19 protein-coding genes are annotated in these 24753 nt (G+C 52.9%); 10 read left to right on the forward strand and 9 right to left on the reverse strand.

What is annotated here, in order from left to right; translation table 11 throughout:
* Nucleotides 1-168 precede the first annotated feature (168 nt).
* The 6 genes from ACOQPM_RS26370 to ACOQPM_RS26395 form a co-directional block, all read right to left on the reverse strand.
* Complete coding sequence (locus ACOQPM_RS26370) at nt 169-1191, reverse strand: sulfite exporter TauE/SafE family protein (protein ID WP_420631378.1); 1023 nt, start codon at nt 1189-1191, stop codon at nt 169-171.
* A gap of 153 nt (nt 1192-1344) precedes the next feature.
* Complete coding sequence (locus ACOQPM_RS26375; RefSeq protein WP_420631379.1) at nt 1345-1839, reverse strand: hypothetical protein; 495 nt, start codon at nt 1837-1839, stop codon at nt 1345-1347.
* A gap of 220 nt (nt 1840-2059) precedes the next feature.
* Entirely contained in the window at nt 2060-3016 is a 957-nt protein-coding gene (gene holA / locus ACOQPM_RS26380) for a DNA polymerase III subunit delta (protein WP_420631380.1), read from the reverse strand.
* A gap of 37 nt (nt 3017-3053) precedes the next feature.
* Nucleotides 3054-3626, reverse strand: coding sequence for a DUF6391 domain-containing protein (locus ACOQPM_RS26385; protein WP_420631381.1), 573 nt, complete (start codon nt 3624-3626; stop codon nt 3054-3056).
* Between the two features lie 186 nt (nt 3627-3812).
* On the reverse strand, nt 3813-5465 hold the full coding sequence (locus tag ACOQPM_RS26390) for a UDP-N-acetylmuramoyl-L-alanyl-D-glutamate--2,6-diaminopimelate ligase (RefSeq protein WP_420631382.1): 1653 nt from the start codon (nt 5463-5465) through the stop codon (nt 3813-3815).
* Nucleotides 5462-6670, reverse strand: a complete 1209-nt coding sequence (locus ACOQPM_RS26395) for a DUF711 family protein (RefSeq protein ID WP_420631383.1) — start codon at nt 6668-6670, stop codon at nt 5462-5464. The genes ACOQPM_RS26390 and ACOQPM_RS26395 overlap by 4 nt, the downstream gene beginning before the upstream one ends.
* A gap of 73 nt (nt 6671-6743) precedes the next feature.
* Between ACOQPM_RS26395 and ACOQPM_RS26400 the strand changes: the two genes are divergently transcribed.
* Nucleotides 6744-7292, forward strand: coding sequence for a hypothetical protein (locus ACOQPM_RS26400; RefSeq protein WP_420631384.1), 549 nt, complete (start codon nt 6744-6746; stop codon nt 7290-7292).
* A 122-nt stretch (nt 7293-7414) separates the two neighbouring features.
* Here ACOQPM_RS26400 and ACOQPM_RS26405 read toward each other — a convergent pair whose 3' ends face one another.
* Nucleotides 7415-8206 (reverse strand): TrmH family RNA methyltransferase, encoded by a 792-nt coding sequence (locus ACOQPM_RS26405; RefSeq protein WP_420631385.1) that lies wholly within the window; start codon nt 8204-8206, stop codon nt 7415-7417.
* 86 nt (nt 8207-8292) lie between these two features.
* Here ACOQPM_RS26405 and ACOQPM_RS26410 point away from each other — a divergent pair, with 86 nt between their 5' ends.
* Entirely contained in the window at nt 8293-9132 is an 840-nt protein-coding gene (locus tag ACOQPM_RS26410; protein WP_420631386.1) for a geranylgeranylglycerol-phosphate geranylgeranyltransferase, read from the forward strand.
* Nucleotides 9133-9182: 50 nt separating this feature from the next.
* Here the strand turns inward: ACOQPM_RS26410 and ppk1 are convergent, their stop codons facing one another.
* The gene (gene ppk1 / locus ACOQPM_RS26415; protein WP_420631387.1) at nt 9183-11312 is read right to left on the reverse strand and encodes a polyphosphate kinase 1; all 2130 of its coding nucleotides are present in this window, start codon (nt 11310-11312) and stop codon (nt 9183-9185) included.
* Nucleotides 11313-11315: 3 nt separating this feature from the next.
* Between ppk1 and ACOQPM_RS26420 the strand changes: the two genes are divergently transcribed.
* The 3 genes from ACOQPM_RS26420 to map all read left to right on the forward strand — a co-directional run bounded on the left by ACOQPM_RS26420 (nt 11316) and on the right by map (nt 14882).
* On the forward strand, nt 11316-13040 hold the full coding sequence (locus ACOQPM_RS26420; RefSeq protein WP_420631388.1) for a CapA family protein: 1725 nt from the start codon (nt 11316-11318) through the stop codon (nt 13038-13040).
* Between the two features lie 5 nt (nt 13041-13045).
* Nucleotides 13046-13717 carry a hypothetical protein gene (locus ACOQPM_RS26425; RefSeq protein WP_420631389.1) on the forward strand — a complete coding sequence of 224 codons (672 nt, stop codon included), beginning with the start codon at nt 13046-13048 and terminating at the stop codon, nt 13715-13717.
* Nucleotides 13718-14117: 400 nt separating this feature from the next.
* On the forward strand, nt 14118-14882 hold the full coding sequence (gene map / locus ACOQPM_RS26430; RefSeq protein ID WP_420631390.1) for a type I methionyl aminopeptidase: 765 nt from the start codon (nt 14118-14120) through the stop codon (nt 14880-14882).
* 79 nt (nt 14883-14961) lie between these two features.
* Here map and ACOQPM_RS26435 read toward each other — a convergent pair whose 3' ends face one another.
* Nucleotides 14962-16122 carry an AI-2E family transporter gene (locus ACOQPM_RS26435; protein WP_420631391.1) on the reverse strand — a complete coding sequence of 387 codons (1161 nt, stop codon included), beginning with the start codon at nt 16120-16122 and terminating at the stop codon, nt 14962-14964.
* Between the two features lie 233 nt (nt 16123-16355).
* On the opposite strand from ACOQPM_RS26435, the gene ACOQPM_RS26440 reads away from it, so the two are divergent.
* The 5 genes from ACOQPM_RS26440 to ACOQPM_RS26460 all read left to right on the forward strand — a co-directional run bounded on the left by ACOQPM_RS26440 (nt 16356) and on the right by ACOQPM_RS26460 (nt 24636).
* Nucleotides 16356-17075 carry an SDR family NAD(P)-dependent oxidoreductase gene (locus ACOQPM_RS26440; RefSeq protein ID WP_420631392.1) on the forward strand — a complete coding sequence of 240 codons (720 nt, stop codon included), beginning with the start codon at nt 16356-16358 and terminating at the stop codon, nt 17073-17075.
* Nucleotides 17075-18184: an S-adenosylmethionine:tRNA ribosyltransferase-isomerase gene (locus ACOQPM_RS26445; protein WP_420632423.1), complete on the forward strand. Its 1110-nt coding sequence runs from the start codon at nt 17075-17077 to the stop codon at nt 18182-18184. Before ACOQPM_RS26440 ends, ACOQPM_RS26445 begins: the two co-directional genes overlap by 1 nt.
* Before the next feature lie 217 nt (nt 18185-18401).
* The gene (locus tag ACOQPM_RS26450) at nt 18402-20336 is read left to right on the forward strand and encodes a Kelch repeat-containing protein (RefSeq protein ID WP_420631393.1); all 1935 of its coding nucleotides are present in this window, start codon (nt 18402-18404) and stop codon (nt 20334-20336) included.
* An 89-nt stretch (nt 20337-20425) separates the two neighbouring features.
* Nucleotides 20426-21661, forward strand: coding sequence for a metallophosphoesterase family protein (locus ACOQPM_RS26455; protein WP_420631394.1), 1236 nt, complete (start codon nt 20426-20428; stop codon nt 21659-21661).
* Nucleotides 21658-24636, forward strand: a complete 2979-nt coding sequence (locus ACOQPM_RS26460) for an AAA family ATPase (RefSeq protein WP_420631395.1) — start codon at nt 21658-21660, stop codon at nt 24634-24636. Before ACOQPM_RS26455 ends, ACOQPM_RS26460 begins: the two co-directional genes overlap by 4 nt.
* Nucleotides 24637-24753: the final 117 nt, after the last annotated feature.

Raw genomic sequence — 24753 nt, forward strand, 5'->3', positions numbered from 1 at the left:
GTGACAAATATTGAGCGAATCGTATCAATCGCTGGGCAAACAAGCAACCAATACCTCAGAGAATTTCATTTGTATGAAGGTTGGTTGAGGGTAGTGTGAAGGTGGGGGGAACGGCCGTAAAAAAAGCCCCCGACGCACCGTTTTGCACATCGGGGGCTGAAATCGAATTTACACGTCGCCCATGGGGACGTTGTTTTTGCGGTAGTTGAGCATAAGCCAGAACAGCGCGCCACAAATGGCAACGGCCGTTGTCGTAATAACAATTTGCGTCAGGTTATTGAACGGAATCAGCCACAGGGTCGTAACCAACTCCAAACCAATCAAGAAGAGTAGGAACTTGATGATGCCGTCGCGGTTTACTTTAGAAGCAACATATGCACCAAAGGGTGCGCCCAAAATGACAATGGGCACGGCAACCAGCCAATAGTTCCAGGCAATACCAATATCCTGCGACACAACGCCGTGCAAGAAGAAACCAACCACAGAGTTGAGACCCATGATGACCACTGTCGTGGGGGTGCTGATTTTTTCATTGATGCCAAACGCCAGCGTCAGCACAATAAAGGTAAGCATGTCTATGCCAGATCCTGTTTGGGCAGCAAAAGAGCCGCCCAGGATCCCACACAACAAAAAGAGTGCCCGATACCGATTATTCCAGCCAGGTAGTTCACTACGTGGCTCCCATCGAATGAGCCAACGGGAAATGACCATGGCAACGCCAAATGCGGTGGCAACGAATGTAAACAAAATTTTGGGATATGGATTCGGAATTGTGAACAGATAAGTGCCAATGAGCTGACCAAAAATGCCGCCAACAGAGACCCAGCCAATAACGTGGGGCAAGGTGCGGACGCGCTGGGCATAAATCATAACGCCAGCCATCGTCATACCCACTGCCTGGATCATCAGGCCAAAGGTGCGGGCATCGCCGGAGGGAATATGCAGCACTTTGGTGAAAACAGGGAACGCGACGGCTGCGCCACCTTCGGCCGTTGCCCCAGCCACAAATGAGCCAATGGTCATCGTGACTGAAACGGGCCAATACTCCTGAAACAGTTCCCAGCGATTAGCAAGGAACATATAGCTAAACCAAAATGCGTATACAATGGCGAGCAGCGTGGGGTAAAGCCACTTTCGTGAGTTTGTGGCAGCGGCCTGTTGGGGCTGCTCCGCAGAAATGTCTACTTTCATGTAAATTACCTCGTCTTGGTGAATAAGTTAGGTGGAATAAACTCCCTAATATTGCAATGCCGCAAGTTTATGGCGCGGCACAGTTGATGTGTGAGGTAAGTGTATGTAGAGTAGCTTACAAAAAAACTTTCTTGAGGGTTTGGTGTAAGGTGATTATTGAGTACTGTCGGCAAACAGGGTGTTTTGGATGAGGCGGAGGGCTTGCTGGAGGGATTCGGGCATGTCTGGGGTGGCTTCCAGGGTGGTAACAGTACGAAAGGTGGTTTGTTGTACGGCCGTCATTTCATACAAAAAGCGGTCGCAGCAGGCGTCTTCGGGCAGGTACGTGGGGTTTAGGCTGAAAAAACCACTGCTATCCAGGCTGTCTAGCAGTTGGCTAACATCTTCTGCAGAAAGTTGGGGTTGGATGGCGGTGTTGGTTTCAATACGGCCGTCTACAAAAATAATCCACTCTTCCTCAACCCCGGCAATGCCACCGGAGCGTTTAAAGACGACGGCCGTATTGGGGGCAAAGGTGGCAGTAGGAACGGCCGTTGGCGTCTCGGTCAACTCATCTACCGGGGCATGGGCAGTTTCTACACGGCAGCCAGAAACAAATGGCAGAAATAGCAAACAAGTGAACCAGACTAGAAGCAAGCTGTTTCTCATTTAATAGCCACCGTACACAGTAGAAATTCGTACAGCCAGAATTATACACACATCTACCAGCAGCAAAGCAAACAATGTCCAGTTGAGCAGTTGCCCCCAATGAACCGTTGTTACGGATTGAGGCTTTAGCTTTAACAGCAGATGATCTTCAAAACAACGGCCGTAAAAAGGAAAATTGTTCTTTGGGAAGGATGATTTATATGGGTGAGAATGAGGCGCATCACGCTGCGACTGTTAAACTGGCAACCAATAAATTCAGTGCCGTCACCATATCATTTTTACCGGTTTTCACGTCCACATCAATGCTCAGTAAGTGGCGGTATATTTGCTCTAGCTGGGGCAGGCTGAACCCCTGGCATTGTTGATACAGCTTCCCCGCCACGAAGCTGTGCATCTTAAGTTCCTGGCTAATGGCGGGCGGCCGTTTGCCGTCGTCGGCCAGCTCTTTTACCTGAATAAGCAGCCGAAACTGGCGAATAAACATGGAAAACAGGTAAAACGGATCGGCCCCTTCCCGAAACTTCTCTTGCAGAAGTTGAGACGCTTTTTTGCTGTTGCGATTGCCTAGCGCATCAACCAAATCAAAAATGCTGGCCTCGGCCGCGTAGGGACTCAGCAGTTTCACCTGCTCAGACTGAATCTCTTCACCATTGCAGTAAAGTAATAGCTTTTCAATTTCGCGGCTCAAGATTTCCATCTGGCTGCCAATATTTGCCGCAAGCATGTGAGTGGCCTGGTTAGAGATACGGCCGTTCTCCCCCTCTACCTTCTGCTTAATCCACCTCTCCAACGCTGCCCCCTGTGGCTTGCTAAACTGCTTCACATAGCCAGATTTCTCGTTTTCTGCCAGCTTTACCAGTGGATTATTAGCCTTGAGTGCCTTCGATTCCAAAAAAAGCAGGCGCGTTGTTTCCGGCACGGTGGGCAGGTACTCTAAAAGTTGCTTTTGGTACGATTTTTCCAGCTTGTTACTGAGCAAATCCCGCACGATCACCAACCGTACATTTGCCAAAAACGGAATGGCACTGGCCGCTTGCTGCAATTGTGAGAACGACACGTTGCTTTCCAGCTTTGTCGTGTTCAAATCCAGCATTGCCGGATCGCCCATCTTGCCGATGAGCTTGGCAACCGTTTCCTGTTGTGCGTGGCTGTCGTCGCCGTGGAAAATGTAGAACATGGTTGGGAGTTTTCACCCTCGGCCTAGCCCTGAGGGGTCAATTTATGGTCGTCACCCGGTAAGATTTCGCATTGGTCTGGCTGCCCCCAGTGAGCAGCAGTTGGAACAGCCGCGTCACGGGTGAAGGCTGCACCGGGCGAATGCTTTGCAGTTCCATTTCCTGCAAATCTCCTTCTACCGTATATTTGGCCTGTAGCTGCACCCCAATGGGCCGGGAGACAATGAGTGAAAAGACAACAGCCAGAATCGCGGTAGGCAATGCCCCAAGCAACACAGCCAAACTCATGCTGGATTGCTTTTGGCGACGTTGCTCGAAGGCAAAGGATGCTTGCGCTGCCAAAGCAGCCATCGTCGCTGTGGTCAGCAGCACGGTGCCGCAGTTGGGATGCACCGCCAACTGACGTTCGCCTTTTTTCATGCGCCGAAACGCTTCTTCCACTGCACTGGCTACATCTTCTTCTGAGATGTTGCCATAAATGTTTAGGCTAAATCCTTTGTGGTTTGAATTTCCTTGAGCGCTAAAATTTTTGTACTTTTCGCTGAGCACATGAATGGTGGCGTGTTCCAAACCATGATTACGGCGCACGCGGCTGATTAGTTGAGCAAGCATAAGGCCTCCGGCAATTTTCGATTTACGATTTTGGATTGACGATTCCACTGACAATCGTAAATCGTTAATCGCTAATCGTCAATTTGTAATTTCTGTTCACAATGTTGAGCTGTTAGCCAAGTGCCAGTCACGGGGTGGACGATTTTGCATGAGTGGGGGGCTTCAACCCCGTGACTGGCACTTCGATCAAGGTAGTTGGAACTTTGGATCAAAGGTGGGCAAACCTAGATCGGGCATGGGTTTGTTAGCTAGAAAAGCATCCAGGGCGGCTTCGGTGGCGTGGATGTCGTCCCAGGGGTGTTCGGTGGTGATGAAGCACATGGATTGCTCATGCCCTTTGCCGCAAACCAATACAAAATCTTCCGGGCGTGCCAGGTGCAGGGCAAAGTAGATAGCTTGCCCGCGGTCAGGGATGCGCCAGAAGGTTTGGCCTTCTACGCCACCCCGTGCTTCGCAACCTGCGGCCATCTCTGCCAAAATGCCCTCTAGCGGTTCGGTGCGTGGGTCTTCAGCGGTGAGGACGGTACGGTCAGCCAGTTGGGTGGAGATTTCGGCCATCATGCGGCGTTTGGCTGGGTCTCGCTTGCCTGCGCTGCCAAAAACGGTGATGATACGGCCGTTTCTTCCCATCTGCTCCAAAATGCCACGAGCCGCCTCAATGGCTTTCTCTAAACCGTCTGGCGTGTGGGCAAAATCTACATGCACGATGAAATCTTGCCCCCGCTGAATTTGGTGCATACGGCCGTGAATCTGCCCCACCGCTTGCACCCCTTTTTGGATGATTTCTGGTGCAATGCCTAGCGCGTGGGCAGCTCCGGCGGCAGCCAGCATGTTTGCCACGTTGAAGATGCCTAATAGCCGCGAACGAATGGGCAGCTCGTGGCCATCTAGGTGCAGTGTGAAGCTCGAACCGCTGGGATCGGTCACTAAATTGGTGACGTGCAGATCGGCAACGGCATTGTGCTGGCTGTAGCTAATTTGCCGTGGAGCCGAGATGGCGGCGAGGCGTTGGTAGGAGCTGTCGTCCAGGTTGAGGACGATGGTTTTTGTAATTTGTTCTGGTTTGTTTGGCGTGGGGTCGTTGCCAGCTACGTTGCGGAACAACCGCTCTTTGGCCTGGGCATAGGCTTCAAAACTGCCGTGGTAATCCAGATGCTCATGGGTGATGTTGGTGATGATGGCGATGTCGAAGGAAACGGCCGTTACTCGATGTTGCGCCAAGCCGTGCGAGGTGGTTTCCAAAACGCAGTGGGTCATGCCCGCATCTACCATTTGGCGCAGATACCGCTGCACCACGGGCGCTTCTGGGGTACTCACATGCAGTTCCAACGCTTCTTCATGATCGCCAATCATCGCTTTGAGCGTGCTAATCATCCCGGTTTGGCAACCTGCGGCGCGCAAAATGCCGTGCATCAAATCGGCGGTGCTGGTTTTGCCGTTGGTGCCCGTCACGCCAATCATGATCATCTGCTGGCTAGGGAAGCCGTACCAGGCGGCAGAGAGCCAGGCGAGGGTTTCGGCCGTATCCGGCACTTGCCAGTAAATTGCATTTTCCGGGATGGTTAGCCCCAATTCTTCTGCTGATTTTTGCGCCAGGATGAAGGTCGCGCCTAGCTTGATGGCTTTGCCAATCCAGGGATGGCCGTCGCTGGTGGTGCGTACACGGGCGACAAAGCTGCTGCCGGGCGTGACCTCGCTTGTTTTTTCGGTAAACATCTGGATGGCAACGTCTGGGCCGTGGTAGGGCGGGGGCTGCAGGTGGGGGGTGTTGGTAACGGCCGTTTGCCAATCGGCCAGAAGTTGCTTAATTTGGCGGGTGGGAGATTGCTTTGCGTTCATATTCGTTTTATGGAATTGATAGTCAGTTGTGTTTCTTGAGCCAATAATCCTTTAATGCCTGATCCGGCAATGTCCATCACGCGGCTGTCAGCAAAGTAGGGGAAGTCGAAGGTGACGGGGTCGCCAGCGAGCAGGCCTGGCAGCGGCATGAGCCGAGCGGTGAGTGGCTTGTTGAGGCGGCTAGCTAACATGGCGACGTCGAGGAGAACGGCCGTTAACGCCTCCTCACTAATGTGCCCCGGTAAAGGAATGGTGTCTAACCCCACGCCGCACACTGCGCTGTAGCTGAGTAAATCTTGCACGGAAAGCGCGCCCTCGGCCGCACGTCGCGCCAGTACAGAATCTTCTAGCACGGGCAGCATAAGGCCAGAGAAGCCGCAGCTAGGAAAGCTGGCGCGGGCAATAGCCTCGGTGACAAAGCCAGCCGCAAACAGGCTGCCTGCACTGCCCAAATAGGGTAGCCCTAATGCCTCCAGTGCGCCGCCCAAACTTTTATCGTCGGTGGGGAAGGGTGCCAGCGAGAAATCAATACCACTAAAGCCAATATTGTGTTCTACGGCGATTTTTTGGGCAATGGGGATGAGTTGGGCAACGGCCGTTTCTATCCCGTCCACTAGATTTTGCCGCGCTTCTGCCAATGTTTTGGCCGATTGGATCGCCTGCAAAGCGATGTCGGCAGACTCCACCGCAATGGCAAAATGAGGAGTTCCCCCCTGGTGGTATGCCACCGGGAAAAAAGGTGAACCAGGCGGACAGTTGGCTAACGCCGCCAGAAAAAGGTTGCCAAAACCGAAGCCAAAGTTCTCCACTTCAATTAAGCTAACAGTTTTGATTAGCTTTGCCGCTAGCTGGCAGCGAGCGGTATCAATTTGCCCTTGCGTGTCGGCAATTTCTGCGGTGGCAAACAACGCATCGGTAATTGCAAGTAACGGGGAGATTCGGTTCAGCCAGATTGGGTCGTGCCGCAGCAGCACCGGCCCCAAACTAATGTAATTTGCCCCTGCCTCCTGCCATTTTTGGACTAAAGCCAGGGCTTGTTTAAAGAGAGGCTCTTTTTCAGGCCACCAATCGGGGAAGGGTGGCAATGCTAGCCGGGCAGATTGCAGGGGGTAGGGGAAGGGGGTGCGAACGGCCGTAAAGAAATCAGCCATCCGCACCAATGAAAAATCAGCGTCACAAAACAATGTCACAGAGCGAATATCCATAGGCATTCTATTGTAGCCCAATTTGACAGATGGCATGAACCGCCGCTAGAATCCGCCATCCGACGGCTTCCGAATGAGGAAAATGTTAGGCCGTCGTGAAAAATGGACACTTTCTATGGATACGTCTGCAGAAACAGACAAGCAACCAAACGAAGAAAAAACGCCAGAGGCTGCGGATTCATCTGAAGCACAAGCAGAGCCTGCTACAGAAACCTCTGAAGCGGCGCAAGCCACAAACAAACCTGAAAAGCGACATTCTAAAAAGGGACAACGCTCAAAACCAAGAGGCAATAAGGGTAGCCCTACGCTAAAGCATGTGTCAGATCGATTTGCGGCGTGTGGTCGGTGTAGCTTCTTTTGGTCTGGGTATCGGGTAATTTTGGGAGAAGCAGGGCAAGAAACGGCCGTTGCTGAAAGTCAATCGGGCTGGCTAAACCTTGAGTGGAATTCGCAAATACACGATTTGCTCTTCAAATCCTACGGCATTCGCCTGGACGTAAATTTTTATCATTACGAAGGGTGCTGCAAAGAGTGTCGCCGCCGCTTTACCTACCAAGCTCCAGAAAAATCTGATGCACCAAGTCAGTGTGCAATAGAAATTTCCCCCCACGGCGCAAATTAAGAACTGCTGTTACGTACTTCCTCCGTAAAAGATTTCAAAAGTCTTCTCGACAATTCGTTCAACACTAGAGAAAAACAAGACTTTTGAAATTTACGCTGCGTAACATGGGTTAAGAAGAATGGTCAAGCTGATTCATTAATCAGACGTTGTCGTGCTGCTTCAAAAAGAATGATGCCGGTGGCAACGGCCGCATTAAGTGATTCTGTGGCGGCAGGCATGGGGATGGTTAGGTGGTGATGGGTAAGTTGCCTGGCATCGTGACCTGCGCCAGCCGCCTCGCTGCCAATAATGAGTACGCTGGGTCGAGTCCAGTTAACGGCCGTATACGCCGTCTCAGCGTCAATGGTTGCCAACCAAACCTGCATCGTTTGCACTGTGTTGGCAATCTCAGCCCAGCTTTGGCTATGTACCGGTAGCCGCAAATGGGCACCCATGCTGCCCCGCACCACTTTGGGATTGTACAAATCCACACAGTCCGGCCCCAGCAACACACCATCTACACCTGCTGCTCCAGCAGTGCGTAGCATCGTGCCCAGATTTCCCGGCGTGTTGATGGCATCAAGCACCAGTAGCAGGGTTGGGTTTTGGGGAAGGGGGCGCGGCTGCATGGACAACACAGCCAGAATGCCGGCAGGGGTGCTGGTGTCGCTCATTGCCTGCATCACAGATTCACTTACAAGCAGCGGGGCGGATTGTGCCAGGGTACTAAGTTGTTGTAAAATTTGGGCGTGAACGGCCGTTCCCAGCCACTGTTCTGTGTAACAAAGCAGCTCTGGGGGACGTGCCATCTTTACCAACTCTGTCAGCCAGCGTGTCCCCTCTACCACATATTGCTGCTCACGGTATCGGAAGCGACGATCTGTTTGTAACCGCCGCACAAATTTTACTTTGGCATTGCTTGGGCTGGTAATCATCAACCCATTGTATCTTTTTTGTGGGTTTTGGGTTAAGTAAATTAGGTTCAATGAATTACGATGTGTGCTTTTCGGAGGCGATTTCAATGGTAAGTGAATTGAAAGGATTGTTCAAAATCAGCCGACCGCTGACAACGTTGACTGGTGGCCTGGCCGTGCTGCTGGGTGGCTACGTGGCGGGGACGGGTGCTTGGGGCAAGGTAATTTTAGCCATTTTAGCTACCTGGTTCATTAGTGCCGCTGCCAACGCCTGGAACGATTATCGAGACATTGAGATTGACAAGATCAACCAGCCCAATCGGCCGTTGCCTGCCGGCTTGGTTTCCCCCAGCTCGGCACTTATATTTTCTTTGGTGATGACGGCCGTTTCCATCATCCTCGCTGCCTTCATCAACACCACAGCCTTCATCATTGCCCTCGTCTCGGCTGGGATGCTCTACCTTTACTCCTGGCGGCTCAAAAGCACTGTCCTCATGGGCAATGCTGTTGTCGCCGCCATTTCGGCCATGAGTGCCATCTTTGGCGGCATTGCCGCTGGCAACCCGCGCCCGTCGTTCTGGCTGGCGGCCATCATCGCCTCGGCCATCATGGGGCGCGAAGTGCTAAAAACCCTCGCCGATTACGAGGGGGATTTGCGCCAGCGCTGCCGTACCGTTGCTACCGTTTGGGGGCGGCGGGCCGCCAGAGTGGTGTTCTACATTTTGGCTTCGGCTACGCTTGTGGTGATGATGCTGCCTTACTTGCTAGATGTTTACCAACCTGTGTATGCCCTGGTGGTTGCGCTGGGTGTGTATCCGGTGCTTATCTATGTGCTGGTGCGCGTTACCCGCGAACGTACCGGCTCCCAACTAGAAAAGCTCAGCCAGCTTATGAAGTACGATTTTATGGTCTGGTTTGTGGCTGTGTTGCTAGGCGCAGCAGCTTAACCGGTAATCAGTGTCAATAGAAGCCACTTTAACTGATTACCGATAGCCGCTTACTGTTTACCGCCTCCCGGTGGGGGTAGCTTGTCGAGGTTAAACGGGGGTGGGTCGTCGGACTGATGACCGTTTAGCAACCAAAGTTGGCTGTTAAATGGCTCTTCCACTTCCTCTAACTGATCGATGGCTGGGAGGTAACGGCCGTCTGATTGCAGCAGATGTGCTTTAGCCGTGTCATGCAAATACGTCGCCAAAATGGTGATAATTTGCTGCCGTTCGGCCTCCTCCTCAACCGGGAAAAGTACTTCCACTCGACGGTTGATGTTGCGCGGCATGGGGTCTGCGCTACCCACATAAATGTCTGGCTTTCCCTTGCTGTGGAAATAATAAATACGCGTATGTTCTAAAAAGCGCCCTACAATGCTCTTCACCCGAATATTTTCACTCACGCCCTTCACACCTGGGCGCAGGCAGCAAAAACCGCGAATGATCAGATCAATTTGCACGCCCGCCTGCGATGCGCGATACAAGTTGCGAATCACCTCCGGATCAACCAGCGAATTCGCCTTGATGATGATGCGCCCTTTTTTGCCAAGAGCCGTTTCTTGCTTAATGAGGCGCATCAAATTTGCCCGCAAGTTTACTGGAGCTACCAAAAACTTGCGGTAATCCACCTGCTTGGAATACCCGGTTAGGAAATTAAACACCTCAGACGCATCGGCTCCCATTTCATCATCGCTGGTGATCATGCCCAAGTCCGTATAAAGACGGGCGGTAATAGTGTTGTAATTGCCCGTGGCCATATGCACATACCGCCGAATGCCGTCTCGTTCGCGTCTCACCACTAGGCACACTTTGCAATGTGTCTTCAGCCCTAGCAAGCCGTAGGCCACATGAACCCCCGCCTTTTCCAGAGCTCTGGCCCACTCAATATTGGATTCTTCGTCAAAACGCGCTTTTAGCTCTACCAAAACCGCCACCTGCTTGCCATTTTCTCTTGCCTTCATGAGGGCATGAACGATGGGCGGATTTGGCCCCACGCGATAAAGCGTTTGCTTGATGGCCAGCACGTTCGGGTCTTCGGCAGCTGCCTTCACGAAATCTACGACTGGCAAAAAGCTGTCGAACGGCGTGTGAATGAGAACATTGTGTCGCTGCAAGACATTAAAAATGTTGTCTCCAGTCCGTAAATTGGCGGGAACCGTTGGCTGAAAGCCCTCATCTTTAAGCTCTGAGCGTTCCGATTTGTGCAGTTCCCACAGACTGCTTAACCCTAATGGCCCATTTGTAGCGTAAACATCGGTCGCGCTAACTTCCAAATTGCTAATCAAAATGTTGCGGATAGTATCTGGCGTATCTTCGTCAATTTCCAGGCGAACCACACGCCCAAAGTGGCGCTGGCGCAGATTTTCTTCCATCGTCAGCAGTAAATCGTCCGCTTCCTCTTCCTGAATTTCCATATCGGTGTTACGTGTGACGCGGAACGGATAGGCGGCACGGATATCCATGCCGGGAAAGAGCCGATCCAGATTGGCGGCGATGACCTGCTCTAGCCAGATAAATTTCTGGGTGGTGGGCGGCAGCAGCTCATCCGGGTCTAGCGGATTAAGCGGCACCAGCCGGGGTAGGGTGGCTGGCACTTTTACGCGGGCAAAATGAATTTCATCATTGTCTGGGTCGCGCACTTCTACGGCCAAATTGAGGCTGAGATTGGAAATGTGCGGGAAGGGATGTGTGGGATCGAAAACCAGTGGGGTGAGCACGGGGAAAATCTCTTGCTCAAAGTAAGCAGCCAGCTTTTTTTTCTGGCGAGATTTTAGCTCGCTGTAATTGAGGGTATGAATGCCTTCCTTTGCCAGGGCAGGCTGCAACATCTCTAGCCAGCAGTTGTTGGCTTGGGCAAATAGCTGGGTGACAGTGCGATGAATGGCGACGAGCTGCTCGCGCGGGGTGAGTCCGTCGGCGGGGCGGTCTGTGATGCCGAGCAGCACCTGCTGCTTTAGCCCGGAGACACGCACCATGAAAAATTCATCCATATTGCCGCTGAAAATGGCAATAAATTTGACGCGCTCCAGCAGGGGATGTTCTGGATTTTCGCACTCTTCCAAAACGCGGCGGTTAAATTCGATATTACTCAATTCTCGGTTAATATACAGGCTAGGATTTTTCAGATCTATTTCGGACATAATATGATTTTTCGTGTAAAGGTTTGGATTAACGGACAATTTTTGGTATCAGGATTATATCTCGTTGCCCTGTTCTGGCTAACGGCTTGTGGGGGTTTGGGGCAGGAGCCGCTGCCAACCGTGGCTCCGCTACTTACTTTACCTGCGCCGCCCACACCCATCGGGCTGCCTACGCCCACGGGTGACCTGCCGCCGACCCCAGCGCTGCTTGGTGTGTTGCCGCCGACGGCGACTGCTGTGCCTTCCCCGACAGGAACGGCCGTTCCCCCCATCACCCTCAGCGCAGACCCCAGCGTGCCACAGGATTTGGTTCGCATGGCGCAAACGCTGGCAGAGCAAAACCCTGCCTTCGTTTGGGTAGAGTCTATCTCTGCTGATGTGCAGCTAACGTTAGGTACTGGCCGCCATTTGGCAGATTGGATCTATGTGGTGGCTGCTCCCTTCGCTACGGTGGAAGATGAGATTTCGCTAGCACAGGTGCAGTCGCGCTGGCAGCAGGGTGAGGCAGTTTTTGCTGTGAATGAGCTGGCTGGATGGGATACGGCCGTTCTCAACCAACCAAACCCCGCCATTACTTTCTTACTGGATGTGGCTGAATTGAGTGAACTGGCCTGGATGGAACGGCCGTCTCTGCTCATCTTTCCCTTCCATAAACTCCAGCCTGATTTGAAGCTGCTGCGGTTGGATGGCGTCTCGCCGTTGACGGCCGAATTTGACCCGGCGACCTACCCTTTGACGGTGGAAGTGAATGTGGTGGGGGAGGAAACGGCCGTTGCTCAATTCCTCGCGGCCTGGGATGGCCCCGCCAGCAATTGGGACGGTAGCAAGCTCACCCGCGTGGCGATGAGCGGCGTCACCGCGCTCACCCGCGCTACCGCCTTCCAGATGGAAATTAGCGGCATCCTCACGCCGGGGCAGGCGGTTGGCCCGGTGCTGCAAAGTGCAGACATTGCCCATGTGAGCAACGAAGTCTCGTTTACGCCCGACTGCCCGTACCCCGATCCAGTTGGCGGCACGACTTTTTGCTCCCGCGACAGTTACTTTGAACTGCTCACCTTTTTAGGCGTGGACGTGGTGGAGCTGACGGGTAACCATGTGAATGATTGGGGCACAGATGCCATGCTGCACTCGCTTGATTTGTATGCGAAGGCGGGAATGGCGGTGTTTGGCGGCGGGGCAGATTTGGCTTCGGCGCAGCAGCCCGCCTTTTTTGAGCACAACGGCAACCGGATTGCCTTCATTGGCTGCAATCCATTTGGGCCAGCCTACGCTTGGGCGGGGGAAAGTAAGCCCGGTTCGCGTCCCTGCGACGCCGATTTCGAGGCACAAATCAGCCAGCTTGCCGCCGATGGCTATTTGGTGATTGCCACGCTGCAATACAACGAGTTTTATCATTACGCGGCAACGGCGCAGCAAAAGGTGGATTTTGCGGATTTGGTGCGGGCGGGGGCAACGGCCGTTTCTGGCAGTCAGGCGCATCATGCCCAAGGGTTTGCTTTTGTGGATGGTGCATTTGTCCATTATGGGCTGGGCAATCTCTTTTTTGACCAGATGAACATGCTGGGTACGCGGCAATCGTTTGTGGATACGTACGTGTTTTACGACGGCCGTTTGCTCAGCGTCGAGCTTTGGACGGGACTCATCGAAAATTATTGTTGCCCGCGAGAAATGACAGCTGTTGAACGGGAGGCGGTGTTAACGGCCGTATTCCAGGCCAGCGACTGGTAACTAATATGAATAAACGATTTAGATTGATTCTGCTTATTGGTTTTTTGCTTGTAATTATCGTTGGCGGTTATCTTTTTTATTTGAGTACACATCCACCCCAAGGCACCTACAGCTTTTTGCTAGACGAGGCTTGCGCGTTACCCTGTTGGGAAAACATAACCCCCGGCGAAAGCACACAGTTAGAGGCATTAAATTTGTTGGTGGAAGGAAGTTTGATTGATAGATCAGCACGTTATTTGGGTGATGGCTCGTTATTTTTAAACACGCAAAACGAAGATAAAGTCCACATTTACTTTTCTGAAGGAATTGTTCAACAAATTGATTTTGATCCATCTGCATCGCTTGTTCTCGATGATTTTATTGAAACCTTTGGACCGCCAGAAAAAGTTCACATGCTTGTTGATGGAGAGCATCAACTATGTATGGTTGGATACTTATATTACCCTCGGCACGGTTTGCTCATTTCGGCAGGGGAGTGTGCAGATTTCAATCGAACTGATACTTTTAAGAACGGGAATGTTTTGCCTGACACCCCTGTGATTTCGCTTAGTTTTGTTGAAGTTTCCACGAATGCTGAACAAGTGCTCCAATCCTTACAGCGAGTGCAAGGAGTAAAGCTAGAAGAAGTCCCGTTAAATTGGGTTGATTGGAAAGGCCACGGTTACTATGAGCCATAAAAATTCTTAGCAATTATTTTTCGCGTTAATTAAGGGCTTAAGCCACTGCCTCAGGCAGTGGAAAAAGTAACGATTTTACCAGCGTATTGAGTATGATGAGTAATATTCTATCTGCTTAGAAGGTGCGAAACTAATTAGGAGATAGACAAAGACTACTCGTCACTTCAAGAGGTTAGCCCATTCGTTGTATGAGTACAAATATCATATCGTATTTTGTCTAAAATATCGCTACAAAATCCTACAAAAGAAAGTAGCAACGTACCTCAAAGCAAACTTGCCCTACGAACCTTTGACTTCGCATAAACATTGTGCTGGAGAGCTTTACATTGATTGGCAGGCTCTTTTTCTTGTGTGCTATACTTCGCTCTCGAACAAAATATACATAAATGAAGGACATTTTATGCGATTGAAAAATGCCAAAGCAATCTCCCGGATGCGAGATTCTGGCCGGATGGTGGCCGAATGTTTTGCTTTGCTAAAAGAAAATATTCGGCCAGGGGTGAGCATTCGCGCATTGGACCAAATGGTAGAAAATTACATTGCCGAGCGGGGGGCCGAGCCGCTTTACAAAGGGTACAAAGGTAGCGGCAACAACCATCCGCCGTTCCCCGGCGTTATTTGTGCTTCTGTTAACCACGAAATTTGTCATGGTTTGCCCGATGACCGCATTCTCAATAATGGCGACATCATTGGAATTGATATTGGCCTGAAATACAAAGGTTACTGTGGGGATGCCTGCTACACTTTTCCGGTGGGTACGGTTCCGCCAGCGGCGGCACGCCTGCTACAGGTGGCCGAAGAGGCACTTTATGTGGGCATTGAGGCGGTGAAGCCGGGTGGCTATTTGTACGATATTGGCCGCGCCATCCATGATTTTGCCGATAGCAAGGGCGTGTCTGTGGTGCACGAGTGGGGCGGGCATGGCATTGGGCGCATCTTGCACGATTCGCCCTCCGTGCTGCACATTCGTCAGAACGGCCGTGGCCCCAAGCTGCGCCCCGGCATGACGTTTACCATTGAGCCGATGATTAACCAGGGCGGGCATGAGTGGATTTTGCTGAAGGATGGCTGGACGGTGATTACGAAGGATGGCTCTCTCTCGGCGCAATTTGAGCACACGGTGGCAGTTACCAAATCTGGGTACGAGATTTTGACGAAGTTGTAGATTTGCCACAGAGTGCACAGAGATTTTAGAGAATATTTTCTTTCAATATCTCGAAAAGCTTCTTTAGTCGGTGGCTTTTTTAGTCTGAAGATTCAACGGCCGTATTCTGCGTGGATGCGGCCGTTTCTGCTTCCTCGGGCTCTTCAATGATCCGTGAAGCCATCCGGGCATTGTCTGCCCACGGGTCCATTTTGAACAGTTTGTGATAGGTGTAGCGGCTAATCACGGCAATGGAGCCCAAGACCGGCACAATGATCAGTGCCGTCAGGACACCCGCCAACGAGAGCGACCCCACAATGGCAATAAAAATGATGGCTGGATGAATTCGCACGCTGGAACTCATGATGCGCGGGCGCAGCCAAATATTTTCGATCCCTTGTATGCCCAAATTAAAGGCCAGCACAATAAAAGCAAAGATCGTATTGGAAACTGCCAGGGTGTTTGAGCCAGCCAACAAAGCAACCACGGTGGCAATAACCATGATGATAGCTGGGCCAACCGAGAGCAACACATCGAAGATGGCGGCAAACACCCCAAACAGAATTGCCCCAGGCAAGCCTAAAATGAGCGAACCAGCCCCTGTGAGCAGCCCTACAATAATCGAGAGCCGTAGCTGCCCCCGAAAATACCGATTCCACACCAGCTTAATTTCATCGTAAAGTCGCCGAAAATCAGACTCAAACGGACCTGGTGCCCAGCTAAACAGCCATTCTCGCAATTTATCCCAATCTTGCAGCAAATAGTAGGTGGCAACCAGCACGACCAAAATCCAGCCAAGATTAGTGGTGCTGGTTTGCAGTAGCTGCACAATGATGTCGGCGCGAATGAAAGAGGAAACCAGTTCAGAAAGGTCTGCCTCAGGCAACAATCCGTCCAGAGCAATCTCAGTGTTGAGAATAACAATGGGCTCGGCCAGAAAATCCTGTTCAGCCTGGGTCATCAATGTTTGCATATCTTCCAAAAAGCTGGCGGTTTGCTCTGGAATGGCGGGTATGAAGATGATGGTGACGGTGATGATGGCGCCCAATGAGAGCAGGTAAACGAGAAAAACTACCAGTGACCGCGCTACACGCGCTCGCTGGTTTACCACTGTCACGATAGGGTTAAGCAAGTATGCTAGCAGTGCAGAAATGGCCAATGCGCCAATGAGCGCCTCAGCTGCGGTGATGAACCAAATAAATCCGGCAAGAACCAGGGCAAAGACAAAATAGCGTGTTGTAGTACTCCACTCTTTATTCATAAATTAGCCAATGTTTTGCGCTTGCAAGAACAAAATAGAAACAACTGTAACAGAATTTTAGCAAATATTAGTTGGGAACCAAACTGCGTAACGAAAATTTTGAATAGCTGATCTTATGGACAGGCAAACGGCCGTACCTTTTGCAAGGTCGGTTCTGGTCTCTCGCCTGGGGTGGGGAGACGGCCGTTCCTCTACAATTTCCTTATCAATCATACTAAAAATGGAGAGTTCCCATGAATACAAACGTGAAAACTGCACTGATCACGGGTGCCTCGCGCGGGCTTGGCCTGGCGTTGGCGCGAACGCTGGCCCAGGCAGGCTGGCAGCTCATCATCAATGCGCGTGGGCAAGCGGCCCTAAGTCAGGCACATCAAGAATTAGAACAGTGGACAACGGTAACGGCCGTTCCCGGCGACATCAGCCAAAAAGCACACCGACAAGCATTGGCGGTAGCGGTTCGGGCGGCAGGTGGCCTCGATTTGCTGGTAAACAACGCCGGAATTTTGGGGCCAAGCCCCCAGCCAGCCCTGTTGGATTACCAGCTCGATGTACTAGAGACGGTTTTCCAAGTTAATGTGGTTGCCCAGCTTGGCGTGCTGCAAGCCGTTGCGGGTACGCTCAAGCCCACCGCTCGCATCATCAACATCACCAGCGATGCGGCCGTAGAACCTTATGCAGGCTGGGGTGGTTACGGGGCCAGCAAGGCGGCGTTTGAGCATCTTTCTGCAATTTTTGCAGTGGAGCTAGCAGACCAGTTGCCTGATGTCCGCGTTTACTGGGTTGATCCGGGCGATATGCGAACGCAGATGCACCAAGAAGCGTTCCCCGGCGAAGATATTAGCGACCGACCGCTGCCAGAGGCGAGCCTGCCCGGTTTTATGGGGCTCATCAACGGCAATTTGCCAAACGGCCGTTATCAGGCGCAAAATTTTCCGGTGGAGGCAGTAGCATGATGACCCTGCTCTCTCCGCCAGCTTCGGCTACCCAAAATGCTATCGCTCATTTGCCTGCGCTGGAGTTTGAGCTGCCGCCGGGGTTAGAGGCCAGCGAACCGCCAGAAGCGCGTGGGCTGGCCCGCGACGATGTGCGGCTCATGGTGTCTCATTACCAGGATGACCGGGTGCAGCACACGCACTTTCGGCAGCTTGGTGACCATTTGCAGGCGGGCGACCTGCTGGTGCTGAACACCAGCCGCACCATGAATGCCGCCTTGCCAGCCACCCTGCCAGATGGGACTGAACTGTGGCTGCACCTGTCCACCCAGCTTCCTGCTGGTTTATGGAGTGTGGAGTTAAGACGGCCGTCTACCACAGCCACCGAACCTTTTAAGGATGGTCAGGCCGGGATGTTGCTCACCTTACCTGCAGGCGGCACGGCACGGCTGCTCACGCCCCACAATCTGGCGTTGCGCCACTGCCCGGGCCAGCCCGTGCGGCTATGGTTGGCAACATTGCAGTTGCCGCTGCCGCTCACCAGCTACCTGGCCGCACACGGCAGCCCCATTCGCTACAGCTATGTGCCAGATGCCTGGTCGCTGGATTATTACCAGACGGTTTTTGCCACAGAGCCAGGCAGTGCCGAAATGCCTTCTGCTGGCCGCGCTTTTACGCCGGAGCTAATGACGCAACTGGTGGCACGCGGCATTCAGTTTGCACCGCTGCTGCTGCACACCGGGGTGGCCAGTTTAGAAGACCACGAAGCCCCGTATGAAGAACATTACCGGGTGCCGTCGGAAACGGCCGTGCTGGTAAACCAGGCGCGGCAGCAGGAACGACGCGTTATCGCCGTGGGCACAACCGTCATTCGCGCTCTGGAAACGGTAACTGATGAAGCAGGCGTTACTCACGCTGGCTCCGGCTGGACGGATTTGTTCATCACGCCGCAACGGGGCGTACGCGCAGTGGATGGCTTGCTGACTGGCCTGCATGAACCGCGTGCCACCCATTTGGCAATGTTGGCTGCCCTGGCGAATCCAGGCCACCTATCACTGGCATATGAACAGGCGTTGCAACATCGCTACCTCTGGCATGAATTCGGCGATCTGCATTTACTCCTTCCTTAGTAGTTCAAATGAAGCGCGGCGAAATGAAGAATCCCAGCCAACTTGGCTGGGATTCTTCGTTGCACTTAGTGTGACAAGTGTTGCTTAGAAATATGTTGAGAAACTGAGTAACGAATGTCTAAAATAGCCAATTGCCCCGGCAGTTTGGTACAATCGCCACATATTGCGCGATTGGTAACTTCCAACACTGGTTACAAGTTTGCCGGAGGCTTTGGTTATGCGTCACCTCACATTTCTGTTATCTATTTTGCTGCTGTGCCTGGGCATTGTGAATATCCCCACGCCCGCACCAGCGGTGGTTGCTGCCGCGCCCAGCGTGGTGCCGGGAGCCCTGCCCGTACAAAAGATGACATTGCAGCCGCTGCCTGAAGCCCCGCTCATTGCCACCGCTGCCGCCGACAGCTGTTCTAACGCCACCACCATTACTTTAAACGGTTCCGGCGTGGGTGAAACGACAGTTGTCAACAGCATGACAGAAGGGAGTGAAGACCCGGTGCTGACCTGCGCCTGGGGCAGCCCTAGCCGCCCCGAGGGGTATCGCACGGTTTGGTATCAATTTACGCCCACCAGCAACGGCCGTGTCACCATAGACACTGCCAATAACTTTAACCCCAACAGTTACGACACCATTTTGGCAGTACACACGGGCAGTTGCGGCGCAGCCACACTCGATTTGGTTGCCTGCAACGACGATTACCAGGGCTTTGCCTCGCGGGTGACGTTTAATGTGTCTAAAGATGTGACTTACTTTGTAGAGGTGGCCGACTGGAACGCAGCCGAACCGGGTACGTTGGAACTGGATATCTTCTTTGTCCTCGATCCGATTCCCACCAAATGGGCAACGTTGGCAGCGGCTGGCCCTGCCAGGGCGCGCCACGCCTCAGTAAATGCCGATGGGCAAATTTATGTACTGGGTGGGCAAACCAATGCTGTTGGTACACCCGATATTGAGGCTGCGAATACGCCTTACCGCTACAATCCCGCACTGGATAGCTGGACCCCTTTAGCCCCAATGCCTGATCCCAAACTGACAGATGTAACGGCCGCATACCTGAACGGCCGTATCTTCATCCCCGGCGGCTATGATGGCAACAGTATGGTTGGGTCGCATCATGTGTTTAGCGTGGGGGCCGGCCTTTGGGAGCCAGATCGTGACCCACCCCCGGTGGCCGTTGGCTGGGCGCAGGCGGTTGTTCCCGACGACGAGGGCGGCTATTATCTCATTGGTGGCATTAGCAACACAGACTTTCTGCAAAATTCGGCGACGGTTCACAACGATGTTTCATTCTTTAGCTTGAGCACCAACACCTGGATAACTGCCATACCAGACATGGATGTGCCGCGTTATGGGCATACAGCCGTGTGGACCAACGATGGCATCTACGTCGTGGGTGGTATTGACGACAACAATCAGCTACTGCCCGGTGGTGAATATTATCAGCCAGCGGGCAACGGCCAGTGGGATCCGCTACCGCCGATGAATATCGCCCGCTACGGCGCGAGCAGCGCAGTGGCTCCAGATGGCAAATGGTACGTTTTTGGTGGTTTGGATTTCAGCAACAGCGCCGTCCCGGAAGTCGAAATGTTCGATCCCTTGAACCCTGGAGCCGGTTGGCAAATTTTGGACGTGACGTATGATTTGGGCGGCACCACCACCTTGCGGGCGCGCGCCTTCCCGGAAGGGCAATTTGTGGGCAACTATCTGTACGTTACTGGCGGGTACGACACGATAGATTATGCCGTAACATCCACCGTGCAGCGGCTTCTTTTGTTGGGAGAGACCAATTACTTGCCAATTATTCTCGATGGAGCAAACCAGTTCAACGATAATTTTAGCGTGGCGCAACGGTTACAGCTCAACGTCGCCCAAACCCATCAATTTAATGGTTCATTTGACTTCTTTGATGCTTTTTATTTCGATCAGCTCAGCGCAGATTTTGTGACGATACGGTTAAGCCAAATTCCCAGCGGCAGCGACTACAACGTAACTATTTATGATACCGACAAAAGCGTGCGCGGTAGCGGTACGCTGGCAGGAAACCAAAGCGAGGCGGTGACGCTGTTGTTGCCCACAGGGCGTTATTATGTGATGGTAGAGCGCATCTTTGGCCAGTCGGATGGCTCCAATTACCGCATCATTGTTGAAGAATAAAGATTAGCCGCAGAGGACACAGAGGAAAAAGAGAAGAAACTCTTAGCTCTCTGTGTTCTCTGTGGCAAAAAATATCCCCGAAGGAAAACATGTCTACTGATAAGCCAGTTCGGTTGCTTCATTTTGCAGATGCCCATATTGATATTGCCAATTACGGCCGTCACGATCCCAAAACCGGCCTCCCCAGGCGCGTGATGGACTTTTTAAACGCGCTAGACCAAATTGTAGATGCCGCCATCAAAGAGAAAGTGGATTTGGTCATCTTTGCCGGGGATGCGTACAAAGATCGCAACCCCCAGCCCACCTTCCAACGCGCTTGGGGTGAGCGGATGATGCGCCTCTCTGGGGCGGGCATTCCCACGCTGCTGCTGGTGGGCAACCACGATGTTTCTCCAGCGGTGGGGCGCGCCCACACCCTGCACGAATTTAGCACCCTGAGCGTACCCCACATTCATGTGGCCGATGGCTTGAAACTGTGGAAACCAGACGAGCTTGGTCTGCCGGTGCAGGTGATTGCTGTACCCTGGCTTTCGCGCAGCATGTTGGTCGGGCGTGTCAACACATTGGGGCGCACTATCGAAGAGATCTATCGGCAGCTAGAGGAGCTGGTGACCCAACGGATTACCAGCCTCATTGAAAAAGCCGACCCAGACATTCCGCTCATTTTAACGGCGCATACTAGCGTGAGCGGCGCCAAATATGGCAGTGAGCGCACGGTGATGTTGGGGCACGAACTCGTGCTCAGTGGCGGGCTGGTGAACAATCCCAAGCTAGATTACGTGGCGCTGGGGCATATTCACAAACCGCAGCTACTTTCTGGCAAGGATAGCCATCCTCCCATTGTTTACCCTGGCTCTATTGAGCGCATAGATTTTGGCGAAAAAGAAGATAAACGCTTTGTGTTGGCCGAGGTGGGCAAGGGGGAAACGCATTGGGAATATCGGATGCTCAAAACGCGCCGTTTTATTGATCCAGACCCGATTACGCCGCGTACTGAGCATTTCATGGAAGACATTCTTAGCCAGCTTCCGGCGGCTGAAGACGTGGCTGATGCCATTTGCCGGGTGCGCTTGCACTTTCCGCGAGACGATGAGCCATTGCTGGATGAGCGAGCTATTTTAGCCCATTTTAAAGATGCGTTTGATGTGAAAATTCAAAAGCACTACCTGACCAGCAAGCGATCACGCTTGGGGGATGCGGCAGGGGTAGAGACGATGACGCCACTAGAGTTGCTGGAAACCTACTGGGTGAGTGAGGAGATGGACAACGAAGAGATTGAGGTGTTGCTGGAAATGGCAAAAGGGGTTTTGGCAGACGAATTATGATTCCGACAAAATTAGAGATTTCCAACTTTTTGTCTTATCGGGAAACGGCCGTACTTCCCTTTGCCGGTATTCATTTAGCCTGTATTTCCGGGGCGAACGGTGCCGGAAAATCTACCATTTTAGACAGCATTACCTGGGTGCTGTTTGGCCAGAGCCGCAGCCGTAGTGATGATGATCTGGTTAATCGCCTTTCTGCCATTGATGATGAGGCGGCTGAGGTGAGCCTGGAATTTGAGCTGGAAAGCACGCTTTACAAGGTGACGCGCAGTAAACGCAAAGGCAAAATCACCCGGCTCGATCTGCAAATTGCTGCCGGAGACAATGCCTGGAAAACGCTCACCGAAGGCAAGCTGCGTGATACGCAGGCAGCTATCGAGAACTTGCTGCGGATGAATTATGACACCTTCATCAATGCCAGCTTTTTGTTGCAGGGCAAGGCAGATGAGTTCACCACCAAGACACCCAATCGCCGCAAAGAAATTTTGGCCGATTTGCTGGGGGTAACTGTTTGGGAAAAATACCGTGAGCTGGCAGCCAATCGCCGCAAGAATGAAGAGCGGCAGCTTGATTTGCTAGACCACCAGATTGCGGAAATTGATGTGGAGCTAGAGCAAGAAGTGGCGCGGCAAACGGCCGTTACCGAAGCCAAAATCGTCCTGGAAAGCATCACCGAGCGATTGAACGATAAGGAAGCTCTGCTACAGCAGCTGCGCCGGGCAGAGACGGCCGTTCAGCAACACAAGCAACTCGTTGAAACTTTGGCAACCAACGTGAACCGGGCAAAGGCGCAGCTGGAGAGCCTCCAGCGCAGCCAAACCCAGCGGCAACAGGAGCGGGATGGCTACGCGGCCATTTTGGACGAGGCTGAAGCCATCACCACAAAGTACACCGCGTGGCAGGAAGCAGAAGATACCTTCCAAAGCTGGCAGGAGCGGGCGGATGCTTTTAACCAGATTGAACAGCGCAAACGGCCGTACGAACTCACCATCGCTGAAGAAAAATCGCGCCTGACCCAGCAGCTTGAAGCTCTGGAAGCCCAGGCCGCTCGCGCCGAGGCCGCCGCTGATGAGAAGCAGTCACTGGAAGACGCGCTTACTGCGGCCAGGGCAGAATTGGCTGCGCTGGAAACGCAGCTAGAGACCCTCAATAGCCAAGAGGCCGAATGGCATCAGTTACGCGCCGAGCTACAAAAGCAGGAAAGTGAGCGAGAGGCACAGATACGAGAGCTGAGCCGACTGCAAAACCAGGCCCGGCGGATGGTGGCCCTCCGTGAAGAGGAAACGGCAGTTTCCCAAAATTTACAAACGGCCCAGCAGCAAATCAGCCAGCTCACGGCCCAGCTTGCCGACCTGAGCCAGCAAGAACAGGCGCATAGCAGTGCCACTGCCGAAAAAGTGGGTTTGGAAAGCAGCCAGCCCGCCCTGAAAGAGCAGATGAATCGGCTGAAGGCGCGCATTGAGCAGCTAGAAGCACAAAGTGGCGGCAGTTGCCCACTGTGCGGCCAGGCACTCACCGCCGACCACCGTACTCAGGTGGTGGGCGAGCTACGTGCTGAAGGCACCAGTTTGGGTGATCGGTATCGGAGCAATGTGCAAACCATCGAAACGCTAACTGGCCAAATTGCTGAACTGGGGCAAACGCTGGCGCAGCGGCCTCAGTTAGAAAAATCACTACAAACGCAGCAAACGCGCCAGGCACAGGCGCAGGCGCGTCTGGATGAAATTGGCCAACAGCTAGCCGAGTGGGAAGCGGGCGAGGCGACCCGCTTGGCGGAGCTTGAAGCAGCATTGGCGGCCGAACATTTGGCTGATTTGCGGGAGCAGGTGGTTGCATTGGGAACGGCCGTGCAGGCCAAGCCCACGTTGGAAAATGAACGCCGTCAGCTTGAACAGCACCTGGCAAACGACGAGGCGCGCCTGGCTGAACTGAATCGTTTTATGATTGATTGGGCCGAGTCTGGGCAAGATACGGTTAAAATGGTCAGGCAGCAGTTAGCAAATGATGACTTTGCTACCCAGGCGCGGCGGGCGTTGCTGAACCTCAACGCGGAACTGGCTGAACTGGGCTACGAGGCTGAAGCCCACGCCCAGGCTCGGGGGGCGCGGCAAGCCCTTGCCGATGTGCCGGAGCAGTACCAAAGGCTCAAACAAGCAGAGGCCGCAGTTAAGCCATTGCAAGATGCGCTGTCGGAAGGCAGCAAACGCATTGCCGAGCAGGAAGCCTCTTTGACAGAACGAACCCAGCAGCATGAAACGGCCGTTGCCGAACTAACCCAAATGACAGCCGATGGCGGGGATTTGCGTGGTGTCGAACGAGATGTCTTCGATTTACGCGAGGAGCAAATTGCGGCTAACCAAAAAGTGGCCGTTGCCCAAAACCGGCTAGAGGTGTTGGGCGATCAGCGGGAGCGGAAAAAAGCATTGGGCGAAACGCGAACGGCCGTTACCCAACAAATTCAAAGGCTCAAGCTGCTAGAAAAAGCATGTGGCAAAAGTGGCGTTCAGGCTCTGCTCATTGAGCAAGCGTTACCAGAAATTGAAGAACGCGCCAACGAACTGTTGGATCGGCTAACAGGTGGCGAAATGCGCGTTTCATTTGCCACACAGCGCCAGCTCAAAAGCCGAGACGGGCTAGCTGAAACATTGGATATTCATATTCGAGACAGTGCAGGGGAACGGCCGTATGACAATTACAGTGGCGGCGAGCAGTTCCGGGTTAATTTTGCCATCCGGCTGGCACTGTCGCAGCTACTGGCCAAGCGGGCAGGGGCGCGGCTGCAAACGCTGGTAATTGATGAAGGCTTTGGCAGTCAAGACCCGAACGGCCGTCAGCGGCTCATTGAAGCCATCAACACCATTCAGGAAGATTTTCGCCGCATTTTGATAATCACCCACATTGACGAACTGCGTGATGCCTTTCCTACCCACATTGAAGTTCGGAAAACGGCCGTTGGCTCTCAAATTGAAATTGTGTAACTGCTATGAAAATTTATAAAAATTTTATATAATGAGGCCAATTCTATTTCCGGTTGAGCTTCTTATTTTCAAAGGACGCATCATTGCATAATAAATGATCATCAGGCTCTATAGATT

The sequence above is a fragment of the Candidatus Leptofilum sp. genome, assembly GCF_965223525.1.
In the GTDB taxonomy this organism is placed as follows: Bacteria; Chloroflexota; Anaerolineae; order Promineifilales; family Promineifilaceae; genus Leptofilum.